Raw genomic sequence first — 15,711 nt, 5'->3', positions numbered from 1 at the left:
CTGCGGAGCGGGACGACAGATCTGGATTTAACTGTCACCCGGCTCCGCAGAGCGTGTCTCCGCCAGCAGCCAGTCGCGAAATGCGGCAATCTTTGGCTGCTCGGCCCTGTCTTTTGCGCTCAGCAGGTAGTAGCAGAATTTGAGCGGTGTGCTGAAGCCCGGATCGAAAGGATGCACAAGTCGGCCTGCGGCCACGTCATCGGCCACCAGAACATCGGCCACCAGAGCGACACCCTGACCATCGATTGCGGCCTGCACCGCCATATTCTCCAGATTGAAATGCGGCCCCCGGGTTGGCTCTATGTCATGCAGGCCCGCCGCCAGCAACCACATGCGCCAGCTTGCCTCCGCGTTACTCCAGTCAATATGCAGCAGGGTGTGATGGCGGAGATCATCAGGCTCCCGCAAGGGATGTTCCCCGTTTAAAAGGGCAGGGCTGCAAACCGGGGTGTTCACCGGGGTCAGCAAATGATCGACACGCACACCGCTATAACCGCCGGGACCAAAGCGAATTGCCACATCGGCGCCGTCGCGGGCGAGATCGACCAGACGATCCGTGCCGTCGATACGGATTTCAATATCAGGATGCCGACTGCGGAATTTTTCAAGCCGGGGCATCAACCACATGGCGCCGAACGACGGGCTGACGCTGATGATCAGCACCCCGCTTTCGCAATAAGTGCGCATCTGCTCGACCCCTTGGGCCAGCTTGTCAAACCCCTGAACGAGTGTCGGCAGGGCGGCCTGGCCGGCAACAGTCAGGCGCAGCGCCCGGGTCAGGCGATGGAACAGGGGCACGTTGAGCATGTCCTCAAGCGCCTTGACCTGATGACTGACCGCGCCCGGCGTAACGTTCAATTCTTCCGCTGCCTTGGTGAAGCTGAGATGCCGCGCCGCCGCTTCAAAGGCGCGCAGAGCATTCAGGGGCGGGAGCGGGCGACTCATTTTTTATACCTGAGATAATCTAACATATAACTCGATATCTTCTCGTTTGTTGAAGGTCATAATTCTCCATATATTACACTATAAATCAAGGATAAATTATCTTCATATGGAGATAATATAGACAATAACAGTTTAAATTTTCTCAATTAAACTCTGTTTGTTGTCGGCCGAAACGTAAACTGATGGAGGATTCCATGGACTTATTACAGTTGCAACGCGATCCCGATCCAAGCCTTCAGGCACAGCAGCCCGAACGGACCGTCCATCCAATCTCCAGGAGCCGACGGTTGTTTAACTTCCTGCTTTCGGCGGTCGCCCGCTCGCTCCGAAATCGCGCCGAGCACCATAAACTTAGGGCCCTGGATTATCGTGCCCTGAAAGACATCGGGCTCGACAGCGCCGAGATCGCGTCTTCGATCGAGGAGCGGATCGAGAGGGAAGCAAGGACAAAATATAGCGCGGGCAGATAAACAAGTTCCAACGGTTTCCCTGAAATTCCCATGGATCCGAGTTCGCAAACGAGGAAAAATTGCAACAAAATACCCACACAGAATATTATGTTGGCGTCTGCCTTGTTGTTGTTTCAGCGATAACATTCAGCACGGCGGGATTGTTCACCAAGGGTGTTGACGCCGGATCGTGGGAGGTCATTTTCTGGAGAGGCTTTTTCGCCGCGGCCTTCACGACTCTCTGGATGCTAAACAGGGGAACGATCCGGCATAATTTTTTGGGTATGGGATACAGTGGCCTGGCGGTCGCGGTGATCGGCGCATTGGGAACGGTGGCTTTTATCACGTCCTTTAAGCTAACCTCCATTGCCAATGTTTCCCTTATCTATGCGACGTCACCCCTTATCGCTGCAGTAATCGCCTGGTTTGTGATGAACGAGAGAATAACCTCCCGGATGATGGCAGGATGTGAGGGGGCGCTGCTGGGGGTTGCGATTATTGTTTCGGGGTCCCTTGGCCAGATCAGCCTCGACGGAGATTTTCTGGCCTTGTGCATGACCACCGCCATGGCCGTGATAATGGTTATTTACCGGAAGTATCCAAATACACCGGGAGCGGGTCCCGCCGCGCTATCGTCTCTTCTGTTATTGCCTTTCGCGGCAGTCTTTGGCCAACCGTTTAACGTTGACCTGACGGAAATCTATATTCTTTGTGCATTCGGCCTGTTATTTGCCATTGCATCGGTCACATTGGCGGAGGGCGCCAAACGTGTTCCCTCTGGCCAGACGGCCCTTTTAAGCTCCCTGGAAACCCCTCTTGCGCCGATCCTTGCCTTTATATTACTGGCGGAAGTCCCTGGCACCACAACAATTCTGGGCGGTTCGGTGGTAGTTCTTGCGGTTCTATTCTCAATTGGAACGGATAATTAGCGGTATAAAATTGCCCCATCCGCCAATTCAGTGTTAAAAGGCCGCAGACCTCATACTCTTTTTGGCGAAATTTCCATGGCGGCACCTATTCTGGCCCTGCAAAACGCCCGCGTTACTTTTGGCGGCGGCGATCTGTTCAACGACATCTCACTCGGGATCGAGCCGGGAATGCGCGTCGCCCTGATGGGGCGGAACGGCTCGGGCAAGTCAACGCTTCTGAAGGCGCTCGCGGGGGATATCGACCTCGACGGCGGGGAGCGGTTTTTGCAGAGCGGCATTCGCGTCAGTTATCTGCGACAGCAGCCTGTCATCACCCCCGGCCGCTCTGTGTTCGAGCAGGTGCAGTCGGGCCTGCCCGCGGAGGGAGAGGCCAGCGAGACGGGCTATCTCGTCGATCAGGTGCTTCATGGGGTCGGCATCGACGGCACACGCCAGCTTGAAACGCTTTCGGGCGGGGAGGCGCGGCGGGTCAGCCTCGCGGAGGCGCTTGTCTCCGATCCCGACGTGCTCTTGCTTGATGAGCCGACCAACCATCTCGATATCAAGACGATCCTCTGGCTGGAAGAGGAGCTGAAAAGTTTCAAGGGCGCGCTGCTGATCATCAGCCATGACCGGCAATTCCTGAGAAATCTCACCAACCGGCTGTTCTGGCTCGACCGGGGAAAGCTCCGCACCCATGGCAAGGGGTTTTCGGCCTTCGATGAATGGTCGGAGGAAATCCTCCGCCGCGAGGAGGTGGAAGCCAAAAAGCTGGACAAGAAAATCGCCGAGGAAACCGACTGGTCACGGAAGGGCATTACCGCGCGCCGTGCCCGTAACGAGGGGCGCATCCGCGCGCTGCATCGCCTCCGCGCCGAGCGGGCCGAGCGGACGGCGCCCGTGGGCAGCGCCAAGCTTAATGTGAGCAGCGGCGCGAAAAGCGGCAAGGTCGTCGTCGAGGCCACCGATATCTCCATGACCTATGAAGATGCGGACGGCAGGATGCATGAAGTGCTCCAGAAATTCTCGACGCGCATCATGCGCGGTGACCGGGTCGGCATTATCGGCCCGAACGGGGCGGGGAAGACGACGCTCCTTAAAATCCTGATGGGGAAGCTGGAGCCGACAACCGGTGAGGTCAAGCTCGGCACCAACCTGACGCCCGCCATTTTCGACCAGCACCGCGATAGCCTCGATCCCGAGATGAGCCTTTGGGATACGCTCGCCGATCCGGGCAGTGGCCAGCTTCTGGTGCGCGGCGAAGTGCGCCATGTGGTGGCTTACTTGCGCGATTTCCTGTTTGAGGACCGGCAGGCGAAAAGCCCGGTCAGCGCGCTTTCGGGCGGGGAGAAGAACCGTCTGTTGCTTGCGAAACTGCTCGCAAGGGAGAGCAATCTTCTGGTGCTTGACGAGCCGACCAACGATCTCGATATGGAAACCCTCGATCTGTTGCAGGATATGCTCTCAAACTATGACGGGACCCTGATGGTCGTCAGCCATGACCGCGAATTCCTCGATCAACTCGTGACCTCCACCATCGTGATAGAGGAGGGCGGACGCGCGGCGGAATATGTCGGCGGTTACAGCGATTACATGCGCATGAAAAGGGACGCAGAAAAAGCGCCCGCCAAAGCCGCCAAATCAAAAGAGACGGCGCAGAAATCCTCCGGCCCGCGTAAAAAACTCACCTACAAGGACCAGCGCGATTATGAGCGCCTCCCCGACGTGATCGAAGAGCTGGAAAAGGCCATCAAGTCGCTGGAAACGGATCTTGCCAACCCGGACCTGTTCAACAAGACCCCGGAAAAGTTCAAGGAAAAGGCCGACGCCCTCGCCAAGGCGCAATCCGACAAGGATGAGGCGGAAACCCGCTGGCTGGAACTCGAAATTCTGCAGGAGGAAATCGCAGGGAGTTAGCTTGAAGAAACACTAGACAAGATTTATCCCACCTGTAATCATCCTTGCCAAAACCGGGCCGGGCAAAGGGAATGAATCATGCAGAATATGACTGTCAAAAGCGACCGCCTGTGGGACAGCCTGATGGAGATGGCGAAGATCGGGGCGACGGAGAAGGGGGGCTGCTGCCGCCTTGCGCTGACCGATCTCGACAGGCAAGGCCGGGACCTGTTCTCATTATGGTGCAACGAGGTTGGTTGCACCATAAAGGTGGACAAGATGGGCAACATCTTCGCCCGCCGCGAGGGCGCGCGCGCTGACCTGCCGCCGGTGATGATGGGATCGCATCTCGATACCCAGCCGACGGGCGGGAAATATGACGGGGTTTATGGCGTGCTGGCCGGTCTGGAGGTGCTGCGCACCCTCAATGATTTCGACGTGCAAACAGAGCATCCGGTAGAGGTCGCCGTCTGGACGAATGAGGAAGGATCGCGCTTTGCCCCGGCCATGGTTGCCTCCGGTGTGTTTGCGGGCGCGTTCGATCTCGACTACGGCCTCAGCCGCACCGATGTTGACGGCAAGACGATGGGGGAAGAACTTAAACGCATCGGCTATGCGGGAACCGAGGAGGTCGGGGGCCGCGAGATCAAGGCCTTTTTCGAGGCCCATATCGAGCAGGGCCCGATCCTGGAGCATGAGGAAAAAACAATCGGCGTCGTGATGGGCGCACAAGGCCAACGCTGGTATGAGGTGACTATCACCGGGCAGGAGGCCCATGCCGGCCCGACCCCGATGGCGCGGCGGAAAGACGCTCTTGTGGCGGCATCGAAAATCATTGCGGAAGTCAACCGTATCGGCCTTGAAAACCAGCCCTTTGCCTGCGCGACGGTCGGCATGATTGAGTCGCGCCCGAACTCGCGTAACACCATCCCGGGAGAGGTGTTCTTTACGGTCGATTTCCGCCATCCGAAAGACGAGATTTTGAGCAAAATGGACGCGGAACTGCGCGCCTTTGCGACAAAAATCGCGGGCGAGGGCGGCTTTGAGATGCAGTTCGAGGAAATCTGGTATTCCCCGCCGATCGAGTTCGATGCAAATTGCGTAGAGGCCGTGCGCGCCGGAGCGAAGAGGGCCGGTTTCTCCCATATGGATATTATCTCCGGCGCCGGGCATGACGCCTGCTATATCTCCCGCGTGGCGCCGACGGGCATGATCTTCGTGCCCTGCGAGAACGGCATCAGCCATAACGAGGCGGAGGAAGCCACACCGGAGGATCTCGCCGCGGGGTGCAATGTCCTGCTGCAGGCGATAGTGGAGCGGGCGGGGGTCGTGTAATTCGGGAGGCGGTCCCGCCCTTCCCCGAAGGCGCGGTTGTCAGAACCGGCGGAAGCGATTAAAGTCACCAAAAAACCATATAAGGAACGCGTCGATGCTGACATCCGCCACCGCCGAGGCCCCGGATTTTCTCAACCCGGATATTCCTGCCGAACTCCCGCTGCTCGATATGCCGGTCATTGTCGCCTCGGACGAGACGCTGAAGGGATATGGCTGTCTTGTCGAGGATTATGAGAATTTCCCGATCGAGATTGTCACCTGGCCCACCTCCGGCACCCGAAAGGTCGATGAGGGAACGGGTAATCAGGGCGGCACGGCGGAGGGCATTTTTGAGTTCTGGTGGGAAGGCGATGTGCTCTGGGGCCGAAACAACGCGGTCGAGGATACCTACATCCTCGGCTGGTCCCGCGATCCGGAAGAGGCGAACAGCAAAGTTGCCACACGGGAGCAGGACCAGGTGCTGCTTTGGCATGCGAATTATCACCCCGACGGCGGGCAGCTTTTCTATTCCCTCGACGGCACGCCGTTCATGGTGCCGCTCGCGCTGCCGGGCGATGATGTGCAGCCGGAGGATTTCGTCTCCTTTTACTGCGATGGCACGAAGGGCCTCTATATCCATCCGAACATCTGGCATGAGGGTGTTTTCCCCATCGGTAACGAGGGGCGTTTTTATGACCGGCAGGGCAAGGTCCACGCCCGTGTCTCGGTCAATTTCGCGGTGGAATTCGGCATGCTGCTGAAAGTTCCGCTGATCGCACCGTGAGAAAAATATGCAGGACGCGGTGAAGCCGGACCAAACAGGCCAGGGCATTATCCTCATCCTGTTGTCCGTCCTGCTGATGGCTTTCGCGGATGCGTTGGTGAAGCGCGTCAGCGCGGACCTGACAATATGGCAACTGTTCTTTGCCCGCTCACTTTTTGCCATTCCTGTTTTACTGCTTTTCATCCGCGCAACCCGTGCGCGCCTTGCCTTTCAAACCCCGAAATGGACCCTGATCCGCAGTTTGTTCCTGGTTCTGACATGGCTTGCCTTTTACGCATCGCTTCCCGTGCTGAGCCTCTCCGTGGCGGCGGTCGCTGTCTATACCAATCCAATCATAACCACCTTGCTTTCTGCGATCCTGATAGGGGAGCCGGTATCAAAACGGCAATGGGGTGGCGTGATGCTCGGGTTTCTGGGCGTGATCGCCATTTTGCGGCCCGGTACCGACGCCTTTTCCTGGTTCACCCTGCTTCCCTTGCTGGCCGCCGTCTTTTATTCCCTGGCAATGATCCTGACCCGGAGCAAATGCCGCGATGAAACGCCGGTTACTCTGGCAATTGCCCTGCATGGATCATTTCTGATCACGGGATTGCTTGCGACCGGAGTACTTTTTCTGCTCAATCTCGGCGCAGATACACGCGCTCAGTTTCCGTTCCTGTTCGGTGACTGGATGCCCATGGGTGCGGAAGAATGGGGCTTGATGCTTCTCCTCGGTGTTCTCTCCGCGGCCTTCTTTGTCGGCGTCGCCCGCGCCTATCAGATTGCGCCGCCGTCAACTATTGCAACATTCGACTATGCCTATCTCGTTTCCGCTGCCATATGGGGCTTCGTCTTCTTTGCCGAGACGCCGGACATATTGACCATGTGCGGAATGCTCCTGATCACAGCGGCGGGGCTGCTCGTCTCAGTTTTCCCATCCAAGAAACCGGACGATACCTAGGCCCCGGTTTTCACCTGCCGTTCCCGATAGAGGATGTAAAGCCCGCTGGCGACGATGATGGCCGCGCCGAGTATCGTGAAATTATCCGGGAAATTCCCGAAGACAATATAGCCGAAAATGGCCAGCCAGATGAGCTGCGTATACTGGAACGGCGCAACGGTGGAGGCCTCCGTATAGTCAAACGCCTTGATAATGATGAAATGGCTGAATCCGCCAATAAACCCGATGACGCCCAAGATTAGCCAGCCCTTCAGATCCGGCATGACCCAGAAGAAAGGAACAACAAAACTCATGCCGACGGTGCCGATCAGCGCCGAATAGGTAATGGTGGTCGCCGGACTGTCAATCCCGGAGAGAAAGCGCGTGGCAATTTGATAGAGCGCGTAGAAGATCGACGTTCCAATCACCAGAAAAAGCGCGGGATGCACTTCGAGCATGCCGGGCCGGAGGACGATCATCGCCCCGCCAAAGCCGATGATCACCGCCGCCCATCTTCGGGCGTTGACCTTCTCTTTAAGAAGCACGACCGAAAAGATAATCACGAAGAGCGGCGCCGTGGCCCCAAGGGCCGCCGCATCGGCGAGCGGGACATATTTCACCGCCGTGAAGAAGCAGACGGTCGCGAGCAGCAGGAAAATAGAGCGGATGAGCTGCATCTTGAGGCGGTTCGTCCGGATGATCTGCAAGCCGTGTTTTGGCAGCAAAATGGCCGCCATCAATACCGTATGAAAAAAATAACGCGCCCAGACAACCTGAACCGGCGGATAGCTCTCGTTCGCATATTTGACAGTCGTGTCCATGACCGCAAAAAAGAAAATAGCGGTACAGAACAGGAATATTCCCTTGTAGGAAAAGCTGGAATCTGCGGGCGTTGAAGGCGCTGACATTGGGTTCCTTGATCGTTTTTATTTTTTTGAGGTTGAACCCCTCTTGCCTAAACGATCCTCCCTATCCGGCTTATTGTCAAGTTTTCCAGTGACAAGCATATGGATGCTGATAGGGTCAGGAACTGGATAAAACCCGGCTAAGCGACCGTCGCTGATTGAGTTTCAAAGATATTGTGAGGGAGGTAAAAATGAAACTGAACGAAATTGTGGATTTGACCCGTCACCCGATCAATGACCCCGCCTTTCGCGCCGCCTGCCGGGAGGCGCTGGACGAGCAGGGCGTTCTGGTGATGCCGAAATTTGCAACAAAAGCGGCAATTGACGCGATACAGGCGGAGGGGGAGGCCCATCGCGACAAGGTTTATGCCAGCCGGAAGGAACATACGGTCTATCTCAGCGCGGTCGATCCGTCCTTTCCCGCCGATCATACGCGCAACCGCATGGTTGTCTCGTCGAAGGGCTGTATCACCGATGATGTGTTGCCCGAAGGCTCGCCGCTCCGCACCCTGTATGACGCGCCGGAATTCAGGGAATTTCTCTGCGATATACTGGGAGAGGAGAGGCTTTATAACTATGCCGATCCGCTCTCCTCGGTCAATTTGCATTATGCGGAAACGGGGCAGGAGCTGGGCTGGCATTTCGATAATTCCTCTTTCGCCATCACATTGATGGTGCAGCCCACGACTAGCGGCGGGGAATTCGAGTATGTCAGCGCGCTGCGCGATGCCGATGCGGGGGACATGAATTTTGAGGGTGTCGCCGATGTCCTGGAGGGGCGAACGGCGGCGAAAGGCCTCTCCATGGATGCCGGCGCCCTCGTGCTCTTTCGGGGACGAAACTCCCTGCACCGGGTGACCCCGAACGAGGGATCGCGAACCCGGATGCTGGCCGTCCTGGCCTATAATACCGAGCCCGGGATTGCGCTTTCAAGGGAAGCGCAGATGACATTTTACGGGCGGACCGCCTGAGCATCACCGGAATAATCGATAAACTGCGCGATTCCCGCTTTCTATTTCGCAGGCAATTGAGTAGCTTGGCGCTATGACTGAAGCTCTTTTATATGAACAAGATGGGGGAATTGTAACCCTCACGATCAATCGGCCGGAGGAGCGCAATGCCCTCTCCGATGATATCATCTTCGACGCATTCCTGAATGCGGCGGACCGTATCAACAAAGACAACAGCGTACGCTGCGTGATCCTGACGGGGGCGGGCAAGGCCTTCTCCGCCGGCGGCAATGTCAAGCATATGCGCGACAAGGAAGGGCTGTTCGCGGGCTCCCCGGCGGAGCTGCGGCAGGGATACCGTCATGGCATTCAGAAGATCCCGCTCTCTTTCTACGATCTGGAAGTACCAACCATCGCCGCCGTCAATGGCCCGGCGGTCGGCGCGGGCTGCGACCTTGCCTGCATGTGCGATATCCGCATTGCCGGGAAATCCGCGCGTTTCGCGGAAAGTTTCGTCAAGCTCGGCATCATTCCGGGGGATGGCGGGGCCTGGTTCCTGCCGCGCCTGATCGGCAAGAGTCGCGCGGCGGAACTCACCTTTACCGGTGATATGATCGATGCCCCGACGGCCCTTGACTGGGGCCTTGTCTCCAGCGTGGTCGAGGATGCGGATCTGATGACGGCGGCGACGGATCTCGCCAAGCGCATCGCGGCAAATCCGCCCCATGCGCTGCGTATGGCGAAGAAACTCCTGCGGGAGGGCGAGCATATGCGCCTCGACAGCCTGCTGGAGATGTCGGCGGCCTTCCAGGCATTGTCCCATCACGCGAAGGACCATGACGAGGCGATTACCGCCTTTTTTGAAAAACGACCGGGAAATTTCAAAGGTGAATGACCCTTTCCTCATCCTTGAAGGACGGCGGGCGGCCAGCTGGCTGGCGATGCGGGGCCATAAAATCGGCCTCGCAAGCCCCGCACGATATGATCAGGATGAGGGCGGAAGTATTTTTAAAGTAAATCATGATATTTGTGTCGTAACAGGCAATAAAATAACCAAAAAAATAGATCAGGATTGGAACAGATCGGTGCCGAACGGTATTATCCTGCACCGACCCGGTTCGCGCCACATGACTGAACTCAACGCCCTGATGCAGCCCGGAAACTGACCGCGGGCGGAAAGGGGCCTGATGACGGAAACATCTGATCCGCTGGCAACTCTCCTCACTGAAATTCGCGCCTGCCGTATCTGCGAGGCGCATCTACCGCTCGGCCCCCGGCCGGTGCTGGTCGCCGATACAGCCGCGCCGGTCCTGATCGCGGGGCAGGCACCGGGCACAAAGGTCCATGCGAGTGGCATTCCCTGGGACGACCCGTCCGGGGATCGCTTGCGCGACTGGCTCGGCGTCGATAAGGATACTTTCTATAATCCGAAGAATTTCGCCATCGTGCCGCAAGGGTTCTGTTATCCCGGAAAGCAAAAGAGCGGCGGGGACGCGCCGCCGCGCCCCGAATGCGCCAAAAGCTGGCATCCGAAGCTGATCCCGGAGTTAAAAAATATCCGGCTGACCCTGGCAGTCGGGCAATATGCGCATAAATATTATCTGTCATCGACGCGTAAGAAAACCCTGACAGAAACGGTAGCCCGATTTCGGGACTATGGCCCGGATATCCTGCCGCTGCCGCATCCCAGCTGGCGGGTGCAGGGCTGGATGAAGAAAAATGACTGGTTTGAGGCGGATGTCGTGCCGTATTTGAGGAAAAGAGTTCAGGAACTGATCGGATGAATTATTTCGATAGGCTATTTCGGCAATTCACACCCTGGGCAATGGCACTGTTCTTCCTCGCCGCCTGCTCTCCGGTGGTGCAGCAGGCCGGTCCCGAAACAACGCCCGCCGAACTGACGGATCGCTATCTGCAAACACGGGACGGGGAAAAACTCCCCGTGAAAATCTGGGCTGCAGAGGAGCCCGCCGCCATTATTATCGCCGTGCACGGTTTTAATGATTATAACAACACCTATGCTTTTCCCGGCAGCTGGTGGATCGGGGAGGAGCTGACCACCATCGCCTATGATCAGCGCGGCTTCGGGGAAGCGCCGAATTTCGGCATCTGGCCGGGGCAGGAATTGATGATACAGGATCTTGCCACCATGGTGGAGGAGACTCGGGCGACATATCCCGGCAAGCCGATCTATCTGTTAGGCGAGAGCATGGGCGGCGCGGTCCTGATCACGGCAGTCACCTCGGATGACTTCCCGGAGGTGGATGGCATTATCCTCTCTGCCCCGGCTGTCTGGGGCTGGCAGGCGCTCAACCCCTTCTATCAGGCGGTTCTCTGGACGGCGGCGCATACCGTGCCCGAGGTCAAGATGACCGGGCAGGGCCTTGGCATTCGGGCGTCCGACAATATCTCCATGCTGCGCAATCTCTCCGCCGATCCGCTCTTTATAAAGGAAACCCGGATCGACAGCGTCTATGGTCTCGTCAATATCATGGACGCCGCCTATGACGCCGTGAAGGATATCAAGCTGCCGACCCTGCTGCTCTACGGGGAGAATGACCAGCTCGTCCCGAAGGAACCGATCGAGAAGATTGCCGCCGAGCTCGCACCGGGCAGCGATATTGTCCTCTATGAGAACGGCTGGCATATGCTGATGCGCGATCTGCAAGGCCCCGTCGTCTGGCGCGATATCGCCGAATGGATCAAGAAGCGGGAAATCCCGTCGGGCAAGAAAATCGCCTCCCTCCCGCTCTTTAAGGACGAATAGATCCTATAATTGGAACAATTTTTTGTTGTGATATTCTAGTTTTCGCGCTAGGTGGATAAGGCTTTACTTATCCATCCATGGGGCCTTCATGCGTTTTCTTATCTCTGCCTTTGCTTTCCTCATTCTCGTCGGCTGCACGGCAACCGGACCTAAATTTTCCGAACTTAATGCGGGGCTGAAGCCGGAACCGGGCAAAGCTCTCGTTTATGTATACAGAATAAGCACCCAGATGAAGGGGAGCGGGGGAACGACGCCATTCGTGGCAGGCGGTCAGTTGGTCGGAGAACTCCATACCGGTGGATATCTCACTCATCAGATGGAGCCCGGAATACATAAATTTCATACGGATGGAATGTATGTTGATCAGGAGTTTCTCCTGGAAGTCGTTGAAGGAGAAACCTACTATCTTAAGGTATTCCAGGAAGGTTTCTACCTTCTGACCTACTACACTGTGCTTGTTCCCGAAAAACAGGCTTTGAGCGAGATTCAGGAAATGCGATATGAGGGTGGCTGATTTCAGCCCGTCAAAGGGATTTAATCAGCGGGACCAGTTCATTGAAATGATCGATGATATGATCGGGGCCGAGTTCCTGTACGGGGGTTTCCGTATAGCCAAAGGTCACCGCGACGGAGGGGATACCGGCATTGCGCGCGGCCATGATATCGTTGATGCTGTCCCCGATCATAAAGGCCCGCCCGCCGTTATGGCCCATCAGGTCGAGAGTGCCGGTAATATGACCGGCATCGGGCTTTTTGACTGAAAAACTGTCACCGCCGGTTATGACCGTGAAATGTCGGGTCAAATCGAGCTCGTTGAGCAGCGGTTCGGCAAATCCGATCGACTTGTTGGTACAGACGCCCAGCTTCGCCCCCTCGGCCCTGAGTGCCTCAAGCGCGTCAACCACGCCGTCAAAGGGCTTGCTGTTATCGCTGAGATGTTCCTTGTAATAGGCGAAGAAAATGGCCACAAGCTCTTCAAACCGTTCATTTTCCGGCATGCCGCCCGTCGCTGTGAGCCCTTTCTGGAGGAGCGCGCGCGCGCCGTGACCGATGAGACCCTGGACATGCTCTATGTCCATAGTGTCGCGCCCGGCGCGGGCAAGCGTGTGATTTAACGCATCATGAAGGTCCGGCGCGGTATCCACCAGTGTCCCGTCGAGATCAAAAATTACGGCGATATCTTGCATTTATGTAAAATCCGGTAACATTTTTTTATTTGTTTATCCTGTAGGGTTAGGTGTTATTTATGCCCAAGTCTAGTCAAGTTTGATGAAGTTTGCTGAGAACGAGTAATGAAATGTCATCCATAGCCGCCGTTGTCCTCGCTGCCGGAGCCGGAACCCGCATGAAATCGGCCAAGCCGAAAGTCATGCATGAGGTGGGCGGTCGCCCCATGATTTCCCATCTGCTGGGCACGGTGGGGACGCTTGAGCCCGAGAAAATCGTGGTGGTGACGTCACCGACCATGGAGACGGTGCAGAAAGAGGTCGCCCCCGCCGAGATTGCCATCCAGAAAGAGGCTCTTGGCACCGGGCATGCGGTGGTGGCGGCGCTCGATGCGCTTCACGGGTTTGAGGGCGATGTGCTGATCCTTTATGGCGATACCCCGCTGATCGAGGCGGGCACCCTTCGCAAGATGATCGAGAAACGCCGTGCGAGCAAGACCTGCGCCGTTGTCGTGCTGGGGTTTGAACCGGATGACCCGCTGGAATATGGTCGGCTGGTCACGGACGCCAAGGGCAATCTCACCGCCATTGTCGAATTTGCCGACGCCAATGCAGAAGAGCGCGCCGTCGGCCTCTGTAATTCCGGGGTCATGGCGATCAATGGCGGACATCTCGCGGATCTCATCAAGGCGGTCGATAACAAGAATGCCAAGGGCGAATATTATCTCACCGATATCGTCGAGATCGCCATCAGCCGCGGCCTCACTTGCGCCTATGTCAAGGGCGCGGAGCAGGAGCTGCTCGGGGTTAATAACAGGGCACAGCTTGCCGAGGCCGAGGCAATCGCGCAAAACCGCTGGCGCGCGGCAGCGATGACGGAAGGCGCGACGCTGATCGATCCCGACACCGTCTGGTTCAGTCATGATACAAAACTCGGGCGGGACGTGGTGGTCGAGCCCGGTGTCTTTTTTGGGCCGGGCGTGACAGTGGGTGACAATGTCCGCATCAAGGCCTATAGCCATCTGGAAGGGACCATCATTGGGGAGGCCGCTCAGATTGGCCCCTTTGCAAGGCTGCGCCCCGGGGCGGACATCGCGCGTGACGTGAAGATCGGAAATTTCGTCGAAGTGAAGAAATCGCAAATCGAGACCGGCGCGAAAGTCAGCCATCTTTCCTATATCGGCGATGCGCGCATCGGCGCGGAGGCCAATATCGGGGCGGGCACCATCACCTGTAATTATGATGGCTATGACAAGTTCAAGACCGATATCGGGGCCGGGGCTTTTATCGGCTCCAACACTGCACTCGTCGCTCCGGTCAAGGTCGGCGATGGCGCGATTATCGGGGCGGGTAGCACCATATCGAAGGATGTGGCGGCCGATGCCCTCGGCATTGAGCGGGCCGATGAGAAACAGAAGCCCGGCTGGGCCAAGCGGTTTCGGGACTTGAAGAAGAAAGTCAAGAAATAGCGCCAGTATATTGATTTTATTATAAGGTAAGCGGAATATGTGTGGAATTATCGGGGTTCTCGGCAAGAAGGATGTAGTGCCGTCGCTGATTGGCGGGCTGAAGCGCCTGGAATATCGCGGTTATGACAGCGCCGGGATCGCGACCCTGACCGAGGGCGGGATCGACCGCCGCCGCGCCGAAGGCAAGCTTGAAAATCTCGAAAGAGTGCTGGAAGGCGATAACCTTCAAGGCCTCGCCGGGATCGGCCATACCCGCTGGGCGACCCATGGCGTGCCGAACGAGGTCAATGCCCATCCGCATATGACCCAGCAGATCGCACTCGTCCATAACGGCATTATTGAGAATTACCGGGAGCTGGCCGATGAACTGACAGCAAAGGGATACACTTTTGAGTCCGAGACCGATACGGAGATCGCGGCGCAGCTGATCACCAGCTATATCGACGCGGGCAAAAGCCCGGAAGAGGCGATGGCCAGCGTGCTCAAAAAACTGCATGGCGCATTCTCGCTCGCGGTGATCTTTAAAACCCACGACAACCTGATGATTGGTGCCCGGCGCGGCGCCCCGCTCGCCGTCGGTTGGGGCGATGGGGAGATGTTTCTGGGCTCCGACGCGCTGGCGCTCGCGCCGCTCACCGTGCGGATTTCCTATCTGGAGGAAGACGACTGGGCCGTACTGACCCGCGATGGCGCGACCTTTTACGACAAGGATGGCAAAGAGGTCGAACGACCGATTAAACAAACCCAACTCTCCGGCGCGATGATCGGCAAGGGCAATCACCGCCATTTCATGATGAAGGAAATTGCTGAGCAGCCGGCGGTGATGGGAGAGACGCTGAACAGCTTCTTCAACCCCAAAAGCCGCACGATCACGCTGCCCGATCTGCCGTTTGACTGGAACGACCTGCCGAAAGTGACGATTGTTGCCTGCGGCACCTCCTTCTATGCGGGGATGATCGCGAAATACTGGTTCGAGGGGATTGCCGATCTCAACGTCGAGGTGGATATCGCTTCCGAATTCCGCTATCGCCAGATGCCGCTTAAAAAAGGCGGGCTCGCGCTTTTTATCTCCCAATCGGGGGAGACGGCGGATACGCTCGCGGCGCTTAAATATGCAAAAGCGAACGGGCAGCATATTGCCTCCATCGTCAATGTGGAAGAAAGCTCCATGGGCCGGGAAAGCGATTTCGTCTTCCATACGCAGGCGGGGCCGGAAATCGGCGTTGCCTCCACCAAGGC

Annotated in this window: 16 protein-coding genes; 13 read left to right on the top strand and 3 right to left on the bottom strand. The window is 57.2% G+C overall.

What is annotated here, in order from left to right; genetic code table 11:
* Positions 1-27: 27 nt before the first annotated feature.
* Positions 28-945, bottom strand: coding sequence for a transcriptional regulator GcvA (locus tag P1U71_RS11195; RefSeq protein ID WP_301105696.1), 918 nt, complete (start codon positions 943-945; stop codon positions 28-30).
* 194 nt (positions 946-1,139) lie between these two features.
* On the opposite strand from P1U71_RS11195, the gene P1U71_RS11190 reads away from it, so the two are divergent.
* The 6 genes from P1U71_RS11190 (at position 1,140) to P1U71_RS11165 (ending at position 7,236) form a co-directional block, all read left to right on the top strand.
* Positions 1,140-1,415 (top strand): hypothetical protein, encoded by a 276-nt coding sequence (locus P1U71_RS11190; RefSeq protein WP_301105695.1) that lies wholly within the window; start codon positions 1,140-1,142, stop codon positions 1,413-1,415.
* A gap of 59 nt (positions 1,416-1,474) precedes the next feature.
* Positions 1,475-2,323, top strand: a complete 849-nt coding sequence (locus tag P1U71_RS11185) for a DMT family transporter (protein ID WP_301105694.1) — start codon at positions 1,475-1,477, stop codon at positions 2,321-2,323.
* 75 nt (positions 2,324-2,398) lie between these two features.
* The gene (locus tag P1U71_RS11180; RefSeq protein WP_301105693.1) at positions 2,399-4,219 is read left to right on the top strand and encodes an ABC-F family ATP-binding cassette domain-containing protein; all 1,821 of its coding nucleotides are present in this window, start codon (positions 2,399-2,401) and stop codon (positions 4,217-4,219) included.
* 78 nt (positions 4,220-4,297) lie between these two features.
* On the top strand, positions 4,298-5,533 hold the full coding sequence (locus P1U71_RS11175) for a Zn-dependent hydrolase (protein WP_301105692.1): 1,236 nt from the start codon (positions 4,298-4,300) through the stop codon (positions 5,531-5,533).
* 94 nt (positions 5,534-5,627) lie between these two features.
* Positions 5,628-6,296 (top strand): ureidoglycolate lyase, encoded by a 669-nt coding sequence (locus tag P1U71_RS11170; RefSeq protein ID WP_301105691.1) that lies wholly within the window; start codon positions 5,628-5,630, stop codon positions 6,294-6,296.
* Positions 6,297-6,303: 7 nt separating this feature from the next.
* Entirely contained in the window at positions 6,304-7,236 is a 933-nt protein-coding gene (locus P1U71_RS11165; protein WP_301105690.1) for a DMT family transporter, read from the top strand.
* Here the strand turns inward: P1U71_RS11165 and P1U71_RS11160 are convergent.
* Complete coding sequence (locus tag P1U71_RS11160; protein WP_301105689.1) at positions 7,233-8,123, bottom strand: DMT family transporter; 891 nt, start codon at positions 8,121-8,123, stop codon at positions 7,233-7,235. The two genes, P1U71_RS11165 and P1U71_RS11160, sit on opposite strands and share 4 nt — an antisense overlap.
* A gap of 188 nt (positions 8,124-8,311) precedes the next feature.
* Here P1U71_RS11160 and P1U71_RS11155 point away from each other — a divergent pair, with 188 nt between their 5' ends.
* From P1U71_RS11155 to P1U71_RS11135, 5 genes are all read left to right on the top strand, one after another.
* The gene (locus P1U71_RS11155; protein WP_301105688.1) at positions 8,312-9,091 is read left to right on the top strand and encodes a hypothetical protein; all 780 of its coding nucleotides are present in this window, start codon (positions 8,312-8,314) and stop codon (positions 9,089-9,091) included.
* Between the two features lie 73 nt (positions 9,092-9,164).
* Positions 9,165-9,965 (top strand): crotonase/enoyl-CoA hydratase family protein, encoded by an 801-nt coding sequence (locus P1U71_RS11150; protein ID WP_301105687.1) that lies wholly within the window; start codon positions 9,165-9,167, stop codon positions 9,963-9,965.
* A 292-nt stretch (positions 9,966-10,257) separates the two neighbouring features.
* Positions 10,258-10,854 (top strand): uracil-DNA glycosylase family protein, encoded by a 597-nt coding sequence (locus P1U71_RS11145; RefSeq protein ID WP_301105686.1) that lies wholly within the window; start codon positions 10,258-10,260, stop codon positions 10,852-10,854.
* Positions 10,851-11,837, top strand: a complete 987-nt coding sequence (locus P1U71_RS11140; RefSeq protein ID WP_301105685.1) for an alpha/beta hydrolase — start codon at positions 10,851-10,853, stop codon at positions 11,835-11,837. The genes P1U71_RS11145 and P1U71_RS11140 overlap by 4 nt, the downstream gene beginning before the upstream one ends.
* Positions 11,838-11,925: 88 nt before the next feature.
* Positions 11,926-12,351 (top strand): DUF2846 domain-containing protein, encoded by a 426-nt coding sequence (locus tag P1U71_RS11135; protein WP_301105683.1) that lies wholly within the window; start codon positions 11,926-11,928, stop codon positions 12,349-12,351.
* A 10-nt stretch (positions 12,352-12,361) separates the two neighbouring features.
* Here P1U71_RS11135 and gph read toward each other — a convergent pair whose 3' ends face one another.
* A complete protein-coding gene (gene gph / locus P1U71_RS11130; RefSeq protein WP_301105682.1) occupies positions 12,362-13,024 on the bottom strand; it encodes a phosphoglycolate phosphatase in 663 nt (220 codons plus the stop codon).
* Between the two features lie 110 nt (positions 13,025-13,134).
* Here gph and glmU point away from each other — a divergent pair, with 110 nt between their 5' ends.
* Both glmU and glmS read left to right on the top strand, forming a co-directional pair.
* Positions 13,135-14,472 carry a bifunctional UDP-N-acetylglucosamine diphosphorylase/glucosamine-1-phosphate N-acetyltransferase GlmU gene (gene glmU, locus P1U71_RS11125; RefSeq protein WP_301105681.1) on the top strand — a complete coding sequence of 446 codons (1,338 nt, stop codon included), beginning with the start codon at positions 13,135-13,137 and terminating at the stop codon, positions 14,470-14,472.
* 37 nt (positions 14,473-14,509) lie between these two features.
* Positions 14,510-15,711, top strand: a 1,202-nt coding sequence (gene glmS / locus P1U71_RS11120; RefSeq protein WP_301105680.1) for a glutamine--fructose-6-phosphate transaminase (isomerizing), incomplete at its 3' end; no start/stop codon positions are given.

It is taken from the genome of Sneathiella sp. (assembly GCF_029233945.1).
Lineage (GTDB): Bacteria > Pseudomonadota > Alphaproteobacteria > Sneathiellales > Sneathiellaceae > Sneathiella.
The sequence above is the reverse complement of the archived record's forward strand: the minus strand, read 5'-3'. Positions and strand labels throughout refer to the sequence as shown.

Coding starts and splice junctions, on each gene's coding strand:
- P1U71_RS11165 (WP_301105690.1), top strand. CDS start 6,304: ATGCAGGACGCGGTGAAGCCGGACCAAACAGGCCAGGGCATTATCCTC.
- P1U71_RS11195 (WP_301105696.1), bottom strand. CDS start 945: ATGAGTCGCCCGCTCCCGCCCCTGAATGCTCTGCGCGCCTTTGAAGCG.
- P1U71_RS11155 (WP_301105688.1), top strand. CDS start 8,312: ATGAAACTGAACGAAATTGTGGATTTGACCCGTCACCCGATCAATGAC.
- P1U71_RS11135 (WP_301105683.1), top strand. CDS start 11,926: ATGCGTTTTCTTATCTCTGCCTTTGCTTTCCTCATTCTCGTCGGCTGC.
- P1U71_RS11160 (WP_301105689.1), bottom strand. CDS start 8,123: ATGTCAGCGCCTTCAACGCCCGCAGATTCCAGCTTTTCCTACAAGGGA.
- P1U71_RS11145 (WP_301105686.1), top strand. CDS start 10,258: ATGACGGAAACATCTGATCCGCTGGCAACTCTCCTCACTGAAATTCGC.
- P1U71_RS11170 (WP_301105691.1), top strand. CDS start 5,628: ATGCTGACATCCGCCACCGCCGAGGCCCCGGATTTTCTCAACCCGGAT.
- P1U71_RS11150 (WP_301105687.1), top strand. CDS start 9,165: ATGACTGAAGCTCTTTTATATGAACAAGATGGGGGAATTGTAACCCTC.
- P1U71_RS11140 (WP_301105685.1), top strand. CDS start 10,851: ATGAATTATTTCGATAGGCTATTTCGGCAATTCACACCCTGGGCAATG.
- P1U71_RS11190 (WP_301105695.1), top strand. CDS start 1,140: ATGGACTTATTACAGTTGCAACGCGATCCCGATCCAAGCCTTCAGGCA.
- glmU (WP_301105681.1), top strand. CDS start 13,135: ATGTCATCCATAGCCGCCGTTGTCCTCGCTGCCGGAGCCGGAACCCGC.
- P1U71_RS11175 (WP_301105692.1), top strand. CDS start 4,298: ATGCAGAATATGACTGTCAAAAGCGACCGCCTGTGGGACAGCCTGATG.
- gph (WP_301105682.1), bottom strand. CDS start 13,024: ATGCAAGATATCGCCGTAATTTTTGATCTCGACGGGACACTGGTGGAT.
- P1U71_RS11180 (WP_301105693.1), top strand. CDS start 2,399: ATGGCGGCACCTATTCTGGCCCTGCAAAACGCCCGCGTTACTTTTGGC.